The following is a 17,637-nucleotide window of genomic DNA, read 5'->3' on the forward strand; positions in this document are numbered from 1 at the left end:
CAGGAGGCCGTATGCGCCTAGTTTCGCAACTGCTCCAACGTCTCAGACAAAAAGGCCTGCGTCGCGCCTTGCGCCCGCTATGGCAACGCCACGTGTTCCAGCACTGGCAACTGGTGTGGCTGGACCGCGACCCGTTGGCCAGGGTGCCTCGACAACGCACCCGCCCCTGCCCTCCCGTGCGGCTCGTCCAGATCACCCCGAGCAACACCGACGCGTTCGCGCGCCATTTCCCCGGCCAGTTGCAGGCCATGAACGACCTTGCACGCGAAGGCCACACCGGCCACATGTACCTGGACGAAGCCGGTGACGCGGTGGCGATGGTGTGGGCCAGCACCCGTGACTATCACGACCGGCACTACTACGGCTGCACCTTCCCGGTACAGCCCGGCGAATACTTCCAGTTCGCCGGCGAAGTCGAGCGCGCCTACTTCGGCACCGGCCTGTCCACGCGGGTACAGACCGAGCTGTGGGAGGCCATGCTCGCCAAAGGCTGCACGCGCATCGTGGTGGTGGTGGCGCTGGACAACGCACAGGCAGTCAAGATGCATCTGCACCTGGACTACCACGAACAGGGTCGCATCACCCACGCGTACAGGTTCTTCGGGCGCTGGTACTTCTCCCGCGTGACCCACTACAGCGGCTCGCGCCTGGCCCACCTGGCCCCGCGGGCCAGACGCAAGGCCGACAGCGAGCCGGCGCCGCAGCTGCACGACACCGACGCCTGAGCGCCTACGCCCCGGGTTGCAAGGTCATGCAGCGCGCATGACCTTCAGCTTACCAGGGCTGTAGAGAAGGCCGATGGCATGCAACTGCCGGTGGACGCCTAATCGGAGCTCCTGGAATAAAACCTGTCGGAGTTCTCATGCAATTGATCGAAATCGCCCACCAGCGCATCAGACAAAAAGGCTTGCTGCGTGCGCTTCGCCCGCTGTGGCGCCGCTACATCTTCTCGCACTGGCAACTGGTGTGGTTGCAGCGCAGCCCCCTTGCGCCCGTCGCCGCGCAACGCAGGCGCACCTGCCCGCCAGTGCACCTGGTAGCGATAACACCCCACAATACCGAGGCCTTCAGCCGTTACTTCCCTGGCCAGGTGCAGGCCATGACCGACCTCGCCGAACAGGGCCACACCGGCCACATGTACGTGGACAGCCACGGCAACGCGGTGGCGATGGTGTGGGCCAGCACCCGCGATTACCACGACCGCCATTACTACGGCTGCACCTTCCCGGTGCAGCCGGGCGAATACTTCCAGTTTGCCGGGGAAGTCGACCGCGCCTACTTCGGTACAGGCCTGTCGACCCAGGCCCAGCTCGACCTGTGGTCCGCCATGCTGGCCAAGGGGTGTACGCGCATCGTCAATGTGGTGGCGCTGGACAACGTGCAGGCGGTGAAGATGCACCTGCAGCTGGATTATCAGGAACAGGGTCGCATCACCCACGCCTACAGAGTGTTCGGTTGCTGGCGGTTCTCGCGCACCACCCACTACAGCGGCAAGCGCCTCGCTCACCTGGCGCCGCGGGCCCGGCCACGGGCCCCTGACACCTTCATCGCCTGAGCAGAACCGCGCCTTGATTCAGGCGCCATTAAATCGTCAAAAAAGCGTCAGACCTTTCCGATCAACTGCTCTATGCCGGTAACCTCCGGTGTAGAGCGGTTCACCCTTGTTACACATATTTTGAAACAACCGCTGCGATGGCTTTTTGACACGCCGTCAAAACGCTGGGCTATACCATGAAAAAGATTTCATCAAACCCACCGTTTCATCCGCCCTATCCGGCAAGGAGGCACCATGGGTGCTTTGCAGAACCTGCGCGACAAGATCAGAAGAAAAGGCCTTCGCCGCGTCGCCAGAACCCTCTGGGAACGCCATGTGTTCTATCACTGGGAACTGCTGTGGATGGAGCGCGACCTGGTCAGTGCGGTACCGCCGCACAACCTGCGACCGCACAAGCCGGTGCGCCTGGTGACCATCACCGAGGACAACGCCGTCGCCTTTGCCCGCCACTTCGGCGACCGTGTGCAAACCATGGCCGAGCTTGCCCGCGAAGGCCACACCGGGCACATGTACCTGGACGATGCCGACAATGCGGTGGCGTTCATCTGGGGCAGCAAGCGCGACTACCTGGACCGTCACTATTACGGCTGCACCTTCCCGGTCAAGGAGGGCGAGTTCTTCGAGTTCGGCGGCGAGATGACCCCGTCGTACTTCGGCACCAGCCTGTCGGTGGATGCCCAGGTCAACCTGTGGGCGGCCATGCAGGCCCAGGGCTGCAACAAGGTGGTGGACGTGGTCGAGACGCACAACGTACCGGCCATGAAGCTGCACCTGCGCATGGGTTATCACGAACAGGGGCGCGTGGCGCACGTGTACTGCCTGTTCGGGCGCTGGAAGTTCTTCCGCGAGACCACCTACAGCGGTTCACGCCTGGAACAGCTGCGCAAGCCGCGGGCAGTCAAGACAGCCGCCGCACCGGCATGAACCTGGCAGCCCCTGCGCCCGCGCTGCGGGTGCAGGGGCCTGCTCGACACCCCTGCTCAACCCCGCATCTACCCGCCCTGCGCGGCGCTTGACCGTACCTGGAGCGCATGCAAGCATCCGCCGGCCATGACGCCCACGAATGCAGTTCAGAGACGAATGACCCGGGATGAAGATTCCATTGCAGATCCACGCATTGAAGACGCTCGCCTGGCAGGCCGGGTGCTGCACGGAACGACAATGGCGCGAGAGAGTCTAGGCATTGGCATTACCAATGCCTGCTCACTGCCGACATGAGACCCCGACCATGAATGCCCCCGCCTCCCCTGCGCCCGAACCCGGCCGCTGCCAACGCCTCAAGGCCGCCAGCCGCCGCGAGCACGACAGTGTCGATACGCTGGTGCTGGGCGTTCGACCGTTCGAGAGCCGCGAGCGCTATGCATTGTTTCTGCAAGTGCAGCACCGCTTTCATGGCAGCCTTCAAGCCTTGTATGGCGATGCGCAGTTGAACCGCACATTGCCCGGGCTGGCGGCGCTGTCGCGGTTCGAGGCAGTGCAGGCCGACCTGCGGGACCTTGGCCTGCCGGTGCCCGGTGTACCGGCCCCTGTGCAGCTGTCTGCGCCAGCTGAAGCACTGGGCTGGCTGTACTGCAGCGAGGGCTCGAACCTGGGGGCGGCGTTTCTGTTCAGGCAGACCCAGCAACTGGGGCTGGGCGCGCAGCGTGGCGCCCGGCATCTGGCGCCGCACCCGGACGGGCGTGCGCTGCAGTGGCGCCAGTTCGTGGGGTTGATCGATGCACTGGTGCTGAGTGAGGAACAGGAGCGCCAGGCGGTGGATGGGGCGCTGGCGGCGTTCGAGTTCTATCGCAGCAGCGTGCGCGACATTTTCGGCTGAGGCCTGTGGCGACGTCTTCGCCGGCGCCTGCAGGGGTCACGATGATCCTGCAGGAGCCGGCCTTGCCGGCGATCGAGTGCGCAGCGCGCGCTAACCCTGCTCGGTCATCGCCTGCGGCTGATGCTCGATACGCGCCCGCTTGCGGTAGAACGCGATGCCCAGGATCAACGCCGTCACCGCCGCCGTCATCAAGGTCTCGTAGCGGTAGTCGGGGCTGAACAGCATGTAGCCCAGCACCAGCGAAATCACCACGATCACCAGCCAGGTCAGCCACGGGAACAGCCACATCTTGAACGCCAGCTCGGTGCCCTCGCGCTCGACGATGGCACGCATGCGCAGTTGCGACACGGCGATCACCAGGTACACCAGCAGCGCGATGGCCCCGGTGGTCGACAGCAGGAAGCCGAACACCTTGCCCGGGAAGGCGAAGTTCACGAAGCAACCGACAAACCCGGCCAGGGTCGACAGCAGCACCGCCACGGTGGGCACGCCACTACCGGAAATACGCTTGGTCAGCGGGTGCGCCTCACCGCGCGCGCCCAGCGAATAGAGCATGCGCGAAGCGGTATACAGCCCCGAGTTCATGCAGCTGGTGACCGCCACCAATACCACCACGTCGATCAGGAACTTGGCGCCCGGCACGTTGAGGATTTCCAGCGCGCGCTGGAACGAACCCACCTGCAGCAGGCGCGGGTCATTCCACGGCACCAGCGCGACGATGAAGAAGATCGAGAACACGTAGAAGATCGCGATGCGGTACACCACCAGGTTGGTGGCGCGGCGGATCTTGTCTTTCGGGTTGGCGGTTTCGTCGGCGGCAATGGTGACGATCTCGGCACCGAAGAACGAGAAGATGGTCACCAGCACGCCGGCCAGCACGGCGCCGAAGCCGTTGGGCATGAAGCCGCCATTGGACCACAGGTTCTCGACGCCCGAGGTCTGCGCCAGCGGCCATACACCGCTCACCCCCATCAGGCACACCACCAAAAAGCCGATGATCGCCACCACCTTGACCAGGGCGAACCAGTACTCGAACTTGCCGAAGTTCTTCACGCTGATCAGGTTGCTGCACGACAGCACGATCATGATCAGGAAGGCAAAGGCCCAGGACGGCACGTCGGGGTACCAGGCGTGCAGGATGTCGGCACCGGCGATTGCCTCTACCGGAATGATCAGTACCCAGAACCACCAGTACAGCCAGCCGATGGTGAAGCCTGCCCATGGCCCGATGGCCCGCCCGGCGTAGGTGGAGAACGAGCCGCTGTTGGGGTCGGCGATGGCCATTTCGCCGAGCATGCGCATCACCAGCAGCACCAGCAGGCCGGTAATCATGTAGGAGATGAGGATGGCCGGACCGGCCTTGGCGATGGCGTTGGACGAACCGATGAACAAACCGGCGCCGATGATGCCGGCGATGGAGATCATCGAGACCTGACGCGAGGTCAGGCCGTGCTTGAGCGAGCGTTGCGGTTTTTCTTGTAGGGACGACATGGTTGCCTCTCTGGCCAATGCCTGCTGCACCTGGTTGCGCGATGACCGCGCAGGTCAGGCCAAGGTCTTCATGGAAAATGTGCGGCAGCAGAAATGTAAGGAGCCGTTATTGTTTTTTGGGCATCAAACGTAATGTAACGGGTACTGATCGGCCTCTTTTCGATAAGTTTCGGACGCACTTTTCCCGGTCCCTCGGGGCATCGAAACTAGCAGTTGAAATGATTGACGCAGGTCAGTATTAATCTGCGAACAGGCTGCTTACAAACGACCTTTTATCACCACATGATTCCTCCATGGAATGAACTCAGTCCTTTTCATCTGCCCGGTGCCCTCGATGTCCAAGCGTTTGATGCCCTCCACCACCACCCTGCAATGCTTCGAAGCGGCGGCCCGCCACCTGAGCTTCACCCGCGCCGCGCAGGAGCTGCACCTGACCCAGAGCGCGGTGAGCAAGCAGGTGGCGCAACTCGAGGAGATGCTCTGCCACAACCTGTTCCAGCGCGTGCGCCGGCGCCTACACCTGACACCTGCAGGCTCGCTGTACCTGGCCGAGGTGAACAAGATCCTCACCCAGCTGGACATCTCCAGCCGCTACATCCTGACCTACGGCGGCGAGACCCAGGTGCTGACCGTGGCCACCCAGCCCACCTTCGGCGCACGCTGGCTGGTGCCCAACCTGCACGGTTTCAGCCGGCAGCACCCGAACATCCATCTGGACATCAAGAGCGAGCTGGAACCCTTCGACCTGCTCAACAACAAGGCCGACATCGCGTTTTTCTTCGGCCAGGGCACCTGGCCGGGGGCCACCTGCATCGAGCTGTTCCATGAAGAGGTGGTGCCGGTGTGTCACCCCGAGCTGATCGCGGCAGCGCTGCCACGCAGCGCCGAAGACCTCGCCCGCCACCCGTTGCTGCAATGCACCTCGCGCCCGGAGGCCTGGCACGAGTGGTTCCTGCAGCAGGACCTGCAGTCCCAGCACAGCTACCACGGGCCGCGTTTCGACACCTTCTACCTGTGCATCCGCGCGGCCCAGGCCGGCTGCGGCATCGCCCTGGTGCCACGCTACCTGGTGGCCGAAGAACTGGCCGAGGGCAAGCTGGTGGTGGCCTGGGCGCACACCATGCCCAGCGAGGGCGCGCACTTCATCGCCCATGCCGAGCATGCGGCGCAGGTGCCGAAGGTGAAGGCGTTCGTCGAGTGGATACAGGGCAGGATCACGATTTGACGGAATGATTGCTCGACTTTATTTCGCTTGTGGCGTTTGCCGGATGTTGGCTTAGATATATAAAAACTTCCGTCACCCAGGTACTTGCCCATGACGCACGAAACAATCAGCCGATCTCTTTCCATTGTGCATCCCATTACACTTTCACACGGGCGCAATGCCCAGGTGTGGGATACCGATGGCAAGCACTACATCGACTTCGTGGGCGGTATCGGCGTACTCAACCTGGGGCATTGCAACCCGGCGATCGTCAGCGCCATCCAGCACCAGGCCACGCAACTGACCCATGCGGCGTTCAACGCCGTCCCGCACGGGCCCTATGTGCAGTTCATGCAACGCCTGGAAGCGTTCGTGCCACTGAGCTACCCGATGGCAGGCATGCTCACCAACAGTGGCGCCGAGGCGGCGGAGAACGCCTTGAAAGTGGCCCGCGCCGCCACCGGGCGCACGGCGGTGGTGGCCTTCGATGGCGGCTTCCACGGACGTACCCTGGCCACGCTCAACCTCAATGGCAAGGTGGCACCCTACAAGCAGAAGGTCGGCGTGCTGCCCGGCCCGGTGTTCCACCTGCCCTACCCCAGCGCCGACAACGGCGTGACCGGCGAGCAGGCGATGCAGGCGCTGGAGCGCCTGTTCAGCGTCGAGATCGACGTCAACGAAGTGGCCTGCTTCATCTTCGAGCCGGTGCAGGGCGAAGCCGGCTTCCTGGCAATGGACCCCACCTTTGCCCAGGCCCTGCGCACGCTCTGCGATGCACACGGCATCCTGATCATCATCGACGAGATCCAGTCGGGCTTTGGCCGCACCGGCCAGCGCTTCGGCTTCCCGCGGCTGGGCATCGAGCCGGACCTGCTGCTGTTGGGCAAGAGCATTGCCGGCGGCGTGCCGCTGGGAGCGGTGGTGGGCCGGCGCGAGCTGATGGCCAGCCTGCCCAAGGGTGGCCTGGGCGGCACCTATTCGGGCAACCCGCTGGCCTGTGCGGCAGGGTTGGCGACCCTGGAACTGATGAGCGATGCCAACCTGGCGACCTGGGGCGAGCTGCAGGAGCGCGCCATCGTCGGGCGTTATGAAGCGTGGAAGGCCAGCGGGTTGACACCGTACCTCGGGCGCCTGACCGGTGTGGGCGCCATGCGCGGCATCGAGCTGGTCACGCCACAAGGCAAGCCGGCCACCGCACAACTGGCCGAGGTGCTGGAGAAGGCACGCGCGGCCGGGCTGCTGCTGATGCCGGCGGGCAAGGCGCGGCACATCATCAGGTTGCTGGCGCCATTGACCGCCGAGGCAGACGTGCTGGAGCGTGGGCTGGATATCCTGGAGCGCTGCCTGGCAGAACTGTCATGAGCAAGTGCTTTTGCCCAGCGCAATCAGGCTTTATCCTGCATCGTTTCGCACGCTGGCCCTGGGAGTTCCAATGTACATCGATGTACCGCGCCGCCTGGTGTTCTTCGACAAGGACGACACCGTTCGCCCGCCCTGCCTCGTGCAGTACCATCCCGACACCGGCACCCTGAGCCGGCCGGCTTTCGCCCAGCCCGACGACAGCGTGTGGGACATCGCGCGCGACCAACGCCGCATCGCGCTGAGCGGGGTCAAGTGGCTGGTGGTGCGCGGGGCCAGCCGCTCGCGGCTGAACCTTGTGCACGACGGCGCGCCGCTGCATGCAACCCAGAACCTGCTGTCGTACTGGGCACGCTTCGACCCCAGCGCCCGCTACGCGCTGGTCAGCGTGGCCAATGGCAAGAAACGCCCGGTGATCATCGACCTGGACAGCGGTGAACACAGCGACCCTGTGGAGCGTGACGTGGACGCCAGGTTCGGCAGCATCGACCCGTTGCAGGGCAGGCTCTGGGCCCCCGACGAGCGTGCCCGCAATGGCGTATTGACGGTCGATTGCGCCAGCGGCGAAGTCGGCAGGGTCAGCGTGCCGCTGGAGGCAAAGGTGCGCAGCCTGCGCTTTTCCCGCGACGGGCAGTACCTGTTCGTGACCGGGGAAAACAACCGGCTGTTGTGCTGCGACCGCGAGGGCGCAACGGTATGGACCAAGGACGTCAGTGCGTATGGCCATGTCGGCTCGGGCCGGATCCTGTTCAACGAATCCGGCAGCCACCTGTGCCTGCCGACCTCGCCCACCGACAGCTCCACGCTCGCCGGCAATCTCATCATCGCAACCGCCACCGGCCATACCGAGACCACCATCATGCCCAAGGCGCGACTGGCCGCTGACTGGTTTGGCGACCACGTGCTGAGCCATCGTGGCGAGGTGGTGGACTTCTTCACCGGCGCCATCGTGGCCAAGCTGGACCTGGCCAGCCCCTGCTGATCGTCACCTGACCCGCCCCTTCAACGGCCCCCGCCGCCCCGTGTGCTAGCGTCTATGGGTGGCCTGCGCCTTGCGCACGGCCACGCCCATAAGAAATCAAGACCTGACCGACTGATGACGGGTGAGCCATGCAACTGCGAATCAACCAGACGACCTACGAGGTCGATGCTGACGCGGACACGCCCCTGCTGTGGGTAATCCGCGATGACCTGGGCCTGACCGGTACCAAGTACGGCTGCGGCCTGGCCCAGTGCGGCGCCTGCTCGGTGCTGGTGGACGGCGCCGTGGTGCGTGCCTGCGTGACCCCGGTGGCCGGCGTGGTGGGGCGCGAAATCACCACCATCGAAGCCGTGGAGGCCGACGCCGTGGGCAAGCGCGTGGTCAGCGCCTGGGTCAAGCACCAGGTGGCCCAGTGCGGTTACTGCCAGTCGGGCCAGGTGATGGCGGCCACCGCCCTGCTCAAGCACACCCCGCACCCGAGCGATGCCCAGATTGCTGCCGCAATGGTCAACCTGTGCCGTTGCGGCACCTACAACGCCATCCATGCCGCCGTGCACGACGTGGCCGCCGCGCAGGAGAACGCCTGATGAACGACAGCCTGCGCGTTACCGGCGTGGCCCAGCCCTTCCCTGTGGGCGAGCCGGTCAATATCTCGCGCCGCAGCTTTCTGCTGGCAAGCGCCGGCACGGCAGTGGGCGCACTGGTGCTGGGCTTCGGCCTGCCCCTGGGCCTGAGCCGTGTGCAGGCCGCCACGGGCAACGCAGCGGCGCCCGGCACTCAGGTGCCGGCCTTCCTGGAGATCCGCCCGGACGGCCGCATCCGCCTGCTCAGCCCGTTCATGGAGGGCGGCCAGGGCATCTTCACGGCCATGGCGCAGATCGTGGGCGAAGAGCTCGATGCCGACCCCGCCACCTTTTTGATCGACAGCGCACCGCCCGGCGAGCAGTACGTGGTGATGGACAACGGCATGCGTATCACCGGCGGCAGCATGTCGGTGCGCACCAGCTACCCGACCATGCGCCGCCTCGGCGCCCTGGCCCGCGCCATGCTGCTGCAGGCCGCTGCCGAGCGCCTGGGCGTGCCGGTGGGCGACCTGAGCACCGAGCCCGGCCGGGTGATACACGCCGCGTCGGGGCGCACGCTGGGCTATGGCGAACTGGCAGCCCAGGCCATGGACCTGCCCGTGCCAGACCCTGCCAGCGTGACGCTGCGCGACCCCAGCCAGTTCCGCTGGATCGGCAAGCCGGTGCAACGGGTGGACGCCTATGACAAGTCCACCGGCAAGGCCGTGTACAGCATCGACGTGAAGGTCGACGGCATGCTGCATGCCGCGGTGCAGCATGCACCGCGCCTGGGCATGCGCGTGGGCGAGCTGCGCAACGAGGCGCAGGTGAAAGCCATGAAGGGCGTGCATTCGGTGCATCGGCTGCCCGGTGCGGTGGCCGTGGTGGCCGTGCGCTGGTGGCACGCCAAGCGCGCGGTGGAGGCCGTGCAGGTGCAGTGGCTGGAGGCATCGGCCGACGCGAAGGTGCGCCAGATGCCTGCGGACTTTTCCAGTGACGCCTTTCGCGACCAGTTGGCCGCGGCCACCGGCCCGGCCCGCGACGAAGAGAATGAAGGCGACTTCGGCAAAGCCTTTGCCGACGCCGCCACCCAGGTGGAGGCCACCTACCACAACCAGTTCCTCAACCATGCACAGCTGGAGCCGCCTTCGGCCCTGGCGCGCTTCAACCCCGACGGCACGCTGGAGATGTGGCTGCCCAACCAGGCGCCCGACATGTTCCGCGCCGACATGGCCAAGCGCACCGGCCTGGACCCGTCACAGATCACCCTGCACTCGCCGCTGCTGGGCGGCTTTTTCGGCCGCCACTTCCTGTACGACAGCGCCAACCCCTACCCGCAGGCGATCCTGCTGGCCAAGGCAGTCGGGCGCCCGGTCAAGCTGATCTGGAGCCGCGAAGAGGAGTTTCTGCGTGACGTGCTGCGCCCCATGGCCGTGGTCAAGTTCCGCGCCGCACTCGACGCCCAGGGCCTGCCGGTGGCCATCGAGGCAGTCAGCGCCACCGAAGGCCCCACCGAAGCCATCGCCGGCAAGCAGGGCGAGAAAATCGACCCCACGGCACTCGAAGGGCTGTCGGGCAAGGCCTACGCCATCCCCAGCAAACGTATCGCCCAGGTCTATGTGAAAGGCCCGGCGATGCTCGGTTACTGGCGTTCGGTGGGCAACTCGCTGAATGACTTCTTCTATGAGGCGTTCCTCGATGAGCTGGCCGACAAGGGCAAGCAGGACCCGTTCGAACTGCGCCTGCACCTGCTGCGCGACAACCAGCGCCTGACCAACCTGCTGCAGGCGGTGGGCGATCTGTCCGGTGGCTGGAAGCGTGGCCCGTTCACCGCCGAGGACGGCTCGCGGCGCGCTCGGGGTGTGGCCATGGCCTCGCCGTTCGGCTCGGAGGCGGCGGTGATCGCCGAGGTGTCCATCGAGCAGGGCCAGGTGAAGGTGCACGATATCTGGGAGGCCATCGACCCCGGCAGCATCGTCAACCCGGCGATCATCGAGGCGCAGGTCAATGGCGCGGTGTCGCTGGGGCTGTCGCAGGCACTGGTGGAGGAAGCGGTGTACGTGAACGGCCAGCCGCGCGCGCGCAACTATGACCTGTACCCGATCCTGTCGGCGCAGCGCATGGCGCGGGTGCATGTACGCATCGTCGAGAGCGGCGCGAAGATGGGCGGTATCGGCGAGCCGCCATTGCCGGCGGTGGCCCCGGCGGTGGCCAATGCGGTGGCGCACCTGACCGGCCAGCGCATCCGCAGCATGCCGCTGTCGCGCTACACCTTCAGCTAGGCCTCGATCAGGGACATCGCGCACATGACCAAGAGTCGACTCGCAACAACGCTGGGCTGTTTCGCGCTGCTGTGCCTCGTCATCGCAGCCGTGCTGGCCTGGTACGTGACCCGCACGCCGGCGTCGCCCTTCGCTGCCCAGGCCAGTGCCGCACCGCCAGACCCGGCCCTGGTGCAACGCGGCGAGTACGTGGCGCGGCTGGGCGACTGCGTGGCCTGCCACAGCCTGCCAGAGGCGGCGCCGTTTACCGGCGGGCTGAAGATGGCCACCCCGCTGGGCGCGATCTACGCCACCAACATCACGGCCGACCGCGCCACCGGCATCGGCGCCTACAGCCTGGCCGACTTCGACCGCGCCGTGCGCCATGGGGTGACCCCGGACGGTCGCCGGCTGTACCCGGCCATGCCCTACCCCTCGTACGCCAAGCTCAGTGACGACGATATCCGCGCGCTGTATGCCTTCTTCATGCACGGGGTGAGCCCGGCGGCGCAGGCCAACAAGCCCAGCGAAATCCCCTGGCCACTGAACCTGCGCTGGCCGATTGCGCTGTGGAGCGGCCTGTTCACCGACCCCGCGCCCTACCCGGCCAAGCCGGACCAGGATGCGCAGTGGAACCGCGGTGCCTACATCGTGCAGGGGCCGGGCCACTGCGGCAGTTGCCATACGCCGCGCGGCCTGGCCTTCAACGAGAAGGGCCTGAGCGAGGCCAGCAAGACGTACCTGGCCGGCGGGCTGCTGGATGGCTGGTATGCGCCGAGCCTGCGCAACGACCCCAACACCGGGCTCGGGCGCTGGAACGAGGCGGATATCGTCAGCTTCCTCAAGCACGGGCGCAACCGGCACGCGGTGGTGTACGGCTCGATGACCGAGGCGTTCAACAACTCCACGCAGTTCATGAGCGACGAAGACCTGGGCGCGATCGCGCACTACCTCAAGTCGCTGCCCGGCGACCCCAGCCGCGACGGGCCGGCATGGCAGTACCAGGCGAGCGAGCTGTCGGCCGCATCCACGGCCCCCGGCGCCCACACCTACGTGAGCCGCTGCGCGACCTGCCATGGCCTGGACGGGCGCGGCCAGGCCGAGTGGATGCCACCCCTGGCCGGCGCCACCTCGGCGCTGGCCAGGGAGGACGCATCGGCCATCAACATCACCCTGAACGGCTCGCAGCGCATCGTCGCCGCGGGCGTGCCGGACGCCTACCGCATGCCGGCATTTCGCGAACAGCTGTCGGACCGGGAGATCGCCGAGGTGCTGAGTTTTGTGCGCAGCACCTGGGGCAATCACGGTGGCGCGGTAGAGGCCAAGGCGGTGGGCAAGCTGCGCGAGCACACCGGGCCGGCCAGCAGCAACCCGATCATCTTGCAGATGCGTTGAGCATCACAACCAGGAAGCCCCCATGCCATTGCAACGCCTGTCGAGGACACCCCATGGAAAGCATTGACCTGCTGGTGCTGCGAACTGCCCGGGAGTGGCTTGCCGGCGGCGAGCGCTGCCTGCTGGCCACCGTGGTGCGCACCTGGGGCTCGTCGCCGCGACCGGTGGGCTCGATGATGGTGCTCAGGCAGGACGGGCGCGCGGTGGGCAGTGTGTCGGGCGGGTGCATCGAGGACGACCTGATTGACCGGTACAGCAGCCTCCATGGCGGGCCGGGGATACCCGGCGGCGCGCCACAGGTGGTGCGCTACGGCGTGAGTGCGGACGAGGCGCACCGGTTCGGCCTGCCATGTGGCGGCACCCTGGAACTGGTGCTGGAGTTCGCACCCTGCGCGCAGGCGCTGGGCCGTTTGCTGGCGCTGCTCGATGAGGGAGTACTGATGCGCCGCGAGCTTGACCTGGCCTCGGGCGAGGTGACGGTGCAGGCCGACCAGCCCCATGCACCGTTCAGCTTCGATGGGCAGCGGCTGAGCAACCCGCTGGGGCCGGCTTACCGGATGCTGCTGATCGGCGCCGGTGTGCTGGCCGAGTACGTGGCGGTGATGGCGCTGTTCAACGGGTTCAAGGTGTCGGTGTGTGATCCGCGGCCCGAGCACATGGACGTGTGGATGGTCGCCGGGGTAGAGAAGCTGATGGGCATGCCGGACGACGTAGTGCGCGCGTTTGCGGTGGATGCTCGCACCTGCGTGATTGCCCTGAGCCATGACCCCAGGCTGGATGACCTGGCGCTGATCGAAGCGCTGCGCGGGCCGGCGATGTACATCGGGGCGATTGGCTCGCGGCGCAACAGCGAGAGCCGCCGCCAGCGCTTGATCGGGCATTTTGGCCAGACGCCGGAATCGCTGCGGCGCCTGCATGGGCCCATCGGGCTCTACATCGCCAGCAAGACCCCAGGGGAGATTGCGGTGAGCGTGATGGCCGAGGTGCTGGCGGTGAAGAACGGCTTACCCCTGCCCGGCGCTGTCGGCGCGGGGCCGACCCAGCCCCAGGTGGAGCACCCGCCACTGACTCAGGCATTGTGTTGTGCGCACCCAGGGTGACTGCATCGCCCTGGTGCTGGCTGCAGGCCGTGCCAGGCGCTTTGGCAGCGACAAGCGCCTGGCACGGCTGGCGTCGGGGCAAACGCTGCTGGCAGCCACGCTGGCACGGGCATTGGAGACGTTCGACGACGTCCGGGTGGTACTCAGGCCCGGGGACGATCCCGCGAACCTGGCAATTGACGGGCGGGTACGGGTCCTGTGGGCCGAGCAGGCCGACCAGGGCATGGGCAGCAGCCTGGCAGCCGGGGTGCGTGCGCTGGAACAGTCACCGGCCCCGGCCGTGGCGGTGTTGCTGGGCGATATGCCCTGGGTGCAGGGGCAGACGCTCAAGCAGTTGAAGGCCCTGTGCAACGCCCGGCAGATCGTGCTGCCGCTGCATCACGGGGTGCGTGGGCATCCGGTGATCTTCGGTCGACAGTTCTGGCCGGCCCTGGCATGCCTGCAGGGCGATCAGGGCGGCAAGGACATCGTGCGCGGCGCGCACGACGCCTGCGTCCAGGTGCCGGTGGAGGATGCGGGCGTCCTCAGGGATGTGGATCAGCCGCGGGACATCCCTGCTGGCTCGAGGTGAGCGACGCCACCCGCGCCCAGCCGCCGCTGCGCGCTGGCGCCTTGCTCAAAGCGCCGCATAGACAAGGGCTGACAGCCGGCCGGGGCGCGGATCGATCATGCTGTGGCCGCCCGAGGTCGTGGTGACGAAACCGAAACTCACGCGCCGCTCGGGGTCGGCAAAGCTGATCGGGCCGCCAAGCCCGATATGGCCGAAGGTGTCCGGGCCCATGGCGTGGGTAGCCGCCGGGTCGACCTGCTGCTCCAGCATGCAGCCCAGCCCGTAGCGCATCGGCCGCATCCATACCCGATCCATGCCATGACTGTGCTCTCGGGTGAATTCGTCGAGCAGTTCAGGGCCGATGAAGTGGCCCGCCAGCAGCGCACTGTAGAAACCGGCCAGGCCGTGAGCGGTGGCATGGCCACACACCCCCGGTTGCCGATAGGCCCACCAGCGCGGGTCACTGGTGCGCCGGGGCACCATGCCGGGGTTGGTGAAGGCGAATGTGGCGATATGCGAGGGCTCGCTCTTCACCACCGTGCGCAGCGCTTGCGAGTAGGGGTCGCCAACGCGCCCGGAGGCACTGTCGAAACGAGCGATACGGTGAAACTGCGTCTCGTCCACGCCAAGGTGCACGTCCAGGCCGTGGGGGTCCAGCATCTGTTCATGGATGAAGGCGCAGGGGTCGCGCCCGTCCACCCGACGAATCAGCTCGCCCAGAATCCAGCCAAAGGTGGTGGTGCCGTAGCCCAGGTCGGTGCCCGGTTCCCACCACAGCGGCTCGTCTTCCAGCACCCGCACCATGTGCTCCCAGTCATACATCATCGGGTTATGGTCGGGGCCCCGCAGCGCCGGCAGGCCGGCGGTGTGGTTCATCACCTGACGCACACTGACCCTGGCCTTGCCGTTGCGGGCGAACTCGGGCCAGTAGCGGGCCACCGGCGCATCCAGTTCCAGCCGGCCCGCCTCGACCAGCATCAGGATGGCCACTGCCACATAGGGTTTTACAACACAGAAGGTGTTGGCCAGCGTGTCGTGCGTCCAGGGCCTGCCGCCCTCCTGGTCCGCCACACCGGCCCACAGGTCGACGACCCGCTCCCCGTCCACCTGCACACAGAGCCCGGCACCCCGCTCCTGCGGATCATCGAACATCGCTTCGAAGGCCTGCCGGACCGCCTCGAAGGGCTGGGCACATATCCCTTGCGCTTTCATGCCTCGTCTTCCTCGTCGTTGAAATGTTGCCCTGTAACCGAGCGACGTTGCTGCGTAGCAGACCTGCCAGGCGACAATGATTGTCTCGGCGCCTGACAGACCCGAACGCATTACTGTTGGCTCGTGAACCTGACTACCGACTGCGCCCCCTGGGGCGCCCCCTCAAACACACAGGTTGATGGAACGTTCATCCACGCGAGCGCGTGTGCGTGTGTGCCAGGGAATAACGGTTCGCGCGTTTATAGGTGCCGAAGTCATTGAACCGAACACCGGCCTCGGCCATGACTTGATGCGCATAAGGCGCGGTCATCTGGCGCAGGTAGAACGGGTCCCTGACAACGAAGTGGTGAATACTGTGGGTGCTGCCGAAGTTGAAGCAGAACAATTGGAACGGCCATAGCCACCAGGCGTTCATGACCTGAGTTTGCTGCAGCGCATTGCGCGGTGCCACATCACCGTAATAGTGCATGTTCGAACTGATGAAAAACAGGCAGAACTGCCGGATCAGGTTGGGCGCGACCAGAATCACGACCACACTGTTGACCACGTCCATCACCGCCAAGGTGGTCGCGGAACTGTGCACCTCGTGCCCGCTGACCGCGCCAAGCCAGGCATACAGGTGGTAGCCGAGAAACACATACCAGCAACCCCAGTACAACAGCCCGAAGGGTGTATTGAGCCGGACGATCTTGACCAGCAAGCGGACTTTCTCCCGCCAGCCTGGGGCAAATACCGCATTGAGAAAACCGAAGATGAACCCGTCCACCAGTTTCAACAACCGCAGTACACCCCAGGGGCTGCCACTGGTGGTGATCCAGGCTTCCACATCCGTCTCGGTGCCTGACTCTTTATGGTGATGAAAGTGCAAACTTCGCCTTAACCAGGGGCTGGGCATTCCCGGCCGAGCCAACCAGCATAAAAACATCATGGCATTGTGCGCCAGCGGCTGTTTTCTGAAATAAAGACGATGAATCAGATCGTGTTCTATTTCATGAATGAACGAGGTCAGCAGCGCGTTGATCAGAATGCAGCCCCAGGCAGGAATGGACCCCTGCAGGTAGAGCCCCCCACTCACCACCATGCCGATCAGCGACACCGCCATGACACCTGCGCCCAGCGCATTCTGATGTTGCAGGATCGGATAGCGCTGGCGCAGGTAATTACCATGTTCGGTAATACGCCGGGTAACATGATCAATCTTTTGCTGATCGGTAGTGGGGCGTTCAAGTTCCATTGCTGCCTCCAAGACTTTCATACCTCATCCTCTGTTTGTGTCGGACAATCCCCCGCCAGGACAAACCGGCCGCGTCAATTGTTCGGGCTATACAACGGGTAGGTGAATGCATGCGCGCATTATATAAACGCAAATCGACTGTTTGCGTGAAGCTTGTTAAGATCCTTTCAAGCTTCAAAATGATAAGGCAAGTAAAAGTCTTTGCAACTGTGTATTTTGGGTGGGTTCAGCGTGACAGTTACCTGTAAGGATTTTTAATTTAGTTACAGGTTGTACAGTTATAAAACGACGCCGTACAAGTATTGCCAAGGAGGCACCATGAGATTGCATCGCATCAGATATTGCCGGCTCGCCTCACCGAAACCCGATGCCAGCGTACCCAGCCCAGCCAGCCCCGATGCCTTCGACGCGGTGTTTTACGATGCCCCTGCAGACACGGCCACCCACCGCGCAGGCTTTGAAAAGCTGCTGCGTTACCTGCAGTGCGGGGATACCGTGATCGTGGACAGCATGGCCTCGCTTTCGGCCAATACCGAGCAGTTGTGCAACTTCATTCGCCGCTTGATCGAAAAACAGGTCACGCTCAAGTTTGTGGATGAAAACCTGACATTCCGAGATGACGGCCGTGAAGTTGCGGGCCCCATCGTCGCGGCCATGGAGTTGCTTGCAGAGTTCGAGCGCGCGGCACTGCGCGAAAAACAGGCCGCCGGTATTGCAACTGCAAGAAATCGGGGTTCCTACCGAGGTCGAAAGAAGAAACTGTCCGACAATCAGGTTGTAAGTTTAATTGAGCGCGCCCGCGCGGGAGAAAGTAAATCCCGGCTGGCGCGTGATTTCGATATCAGTCGCCAGACGTTATATCGGTATTTGAAATCGACCTAGGGCTCTTCAGAAGAAGAGCCCTGGGTACTAGTT

General features: G+C 64.9%; 16 protein-coding genes. 13 read left to right on the forward strand and 3 right to left on the reverse strand.

Features of this window, described 5'->3' with window-relative positions:
- Positions 1-11 precede the first annotated feature (11 nt).
- The 4 genes from LOY33_RS14655 (at position 12) to LOY33_RS14670 (ending at position 3,371) form a co-directional block, all read left to right on the forward strand.
- A complete protein-coding gene (locus LOY33_RS14655) occupies positions 12-725 on the forward strand; it encodes a GNAT family N-acetyltransferase (RefSeq protein WP_229589264.1) in 714 nt (237 codons plus the stop codon).
- Between the two features lie 137 nt (positions 726-862).
- A complete protein-coding gene (locus LOY33_RS14660; protein ID WP_054915399.1) occupies positions 863-1,555 on the forward strand; it encodes a hypothetical protein in 693 nt (230 codons plus the stop codon).
- 234 nt (positions 1,556-1,789) lie between these two features.
- Complete coding sequence (locus LOY33_RS14665; RefSeq protein ID WP_258659179.1) at positions 1,790-2,479, forward strand: N-acetyltransferase; 690 nt, start codon at positions 1,790-1,792, stop codon at positions 2,477-2,479.
- Positions 2,480-2,783: 304 nt separating this feature from the next.
- On the forward strand, positions 2,784-3,371 hold the full coding sequence (locus LOY33_RS14670) for a biliverdin-producing heme oxygenase (protein WP_058541112.1): 588 nt from the start codon (positions 2,784-2,786) through the stop codon (positions 3,369-3,371).
- A 90-nt stretch (positions 3,372-3,461) separates the two neighbouring features.
- Here LOY33_RS14670 and LOY33_RS14675 read toward each other — a convergent pair whose 3' ends face one another.
- The gene (locus LOY33_RS14675; RefSeq protein WP_054915402.1) at positions 3,462-4,862 is read right to left on the reverse strand and encodes an amino acid permease; all 1,401 of its coding nucleotides are present in this window, start codon (positions 4,860-4,862) and stop codon (positions 3,462-3,464) included.
- A 334-nt stretch (positions 4,863-5,196) separates the two neighbouring features.
- On the opposite strand from LOY33_RS14675, the gene gcvA reads away from it, so the two are divergent.
- The 8 genes from gcvA (at position 5,197) to LOY33_RS14715 (ending at position 14,297) form a co-directional block, all read left to right on the forward strand.
- Positions 5,197-6,087: a transcriptional regulator GcvA gene (gcvA, locus tag LOY33_RS14680; protein WP_043862969.1), complete on the forward strand. Its 891-nt coding sequence runs from the start codon at positions 5,197-5,199 to the stop codon at positions 6,085-6,087.
- A gap of 90 nt (positions 6,088-6,177) precedes the next feature.
- Positions 6,178-7,428: an aspartate aminotransferase family protein gene (locus LOY33_RS14685; RefSeq protein ID WP_258659181.1), complete on the forward strand. Its 1,251-nt coding sequence runs from the start codon at positions 6,178-6,180 to the stop codon at positions 7,426-7,428.
- A gap of 70 nt (positions 7,429-7,498) precedes the next feature.
- A complete protein-coding gene (locus tag LOY33_RS14690) occupies positions 7,499-8,407 on the forward strand; it encodes a YncE family protein (RefSeq protein WP_229589267.1) in 909 nt (302 codons plus the stop codon).
- A 128-nt stretch (positions 8,408-8,535) separates the two neighbouring features.
- Positions 8,536-8,994, forward strand: coding sequence for a (2Fe-2S)-binding protein (locus LOY33_RS14695; protein ID WP_043862972.1), 459 nt, complete (start codon positions 8,536-8,538; stop codon positions 8,992-8,994).
- Entirely contained in the window at positions 8,994-11,252 is a 2,259-nt protein-coding gene (locus tag LOY33_RS14700) for a xanthine dehydrogenase family protein molybdopterin-binding subunit (RefSeq protein WP_258659185.1), read from the forward strand. The genes LOY33_RS14695 and LOY33_RS14700 overlap by 1 nt, the downstream gene beginning before the upstream one ends.
- Positions 11,253-11,276: 24 nt before the next feature.
- Positions 11,277-12,626: a cytochrome c gene (locus tag LOY33_RS14705; RefSeq protein WP_258659186.1), complete on the forward strand. Its 1,350-nt coding sequence runs from the start codon at positions 11,277-11,279 to the stop codon at positions 12,624-12,626.
- 53 nt (positions 12,627-12,679) lie between these two features.
- The gene (locus LOY33_RS14710) at positions 12,680-13,726 is read left to right on the forward strand and encodes an XdhC family protein (protein ID WP_258659187.1); all 1,047 of its coding nucleotides are present in this window, start codon (positions 12,680-12,682) and stop codon (positions 13,724-13,726) included.
- Complete coding sequence (locus LOY33_RS14715) at positions 13,710-14,297, forward strand: NTP transferase domain-containing protein (protein WP_258659190.1); 588 nt, start codon at positions 13,710-13,712, stop codon at positions 14,295-14,297. The genes LOY33_RS14710 and LOY33_RS14715 overlap by 17 nt, the downstream gene beginning before the upstream one ends.
- Before the next feature lie 45 nt (positions 14,298-14,342).
- Here the strand turns inward: LOY33_RS14715 and LOY33_RS14720 are convergent, their stop codons facing one another.
- Entirely contained in the window at positions 14,343-15,488 is a 1,146-nt protein-coding gene (locus LOY33_RS14720; RefSeq protein ID WP_078480182.1) for a serine hydrolase domain-containing protein, read from the reverse strand.
- A gap of 187 nt (positions 15,489-15,675) precedes the next feature.
- Positions 15,676-16,743 (reverse strand): fatty acid desaturase, encoded by a 1,068-nt coding sequence (locus LOY33_RS14725; RefSeq protein ID WP_043862977.1) that lies wholly within the window; start codon positions 16,741-16,743, stop codon positions 15,676-15,678.
- Between the two features lie 297 nt (positions 16,744-17,040).
- On the opposite strand from LOY33_RS14725, the gene LOY33_RS14730 reads away from it, so the two are divergent.
- Complete coding sequence (locus LOY33_RS14730; RefSeq protein ID WP_043862978.1) at positions 17,041-17,604, forward strand: recombinase family protein; 564 nt, start codon at positions 17,041-17,043, stop codon at positions 17,602-17,604.
- Positions 17,605-17,637 lie beyond the last annotated feature (33 nt).

The organism is Pseudomonas sp. B21-036 (assembly GCF_024748925.1).
GTDB classification, from domain to species: domain Bacteria; phylum Pseudomonadota; class Gammaproteobacteria; order Pseudomonadales; family Pseudomonadaceae; genus Aquipseudomonas; species Aquipseudomonas palmensis.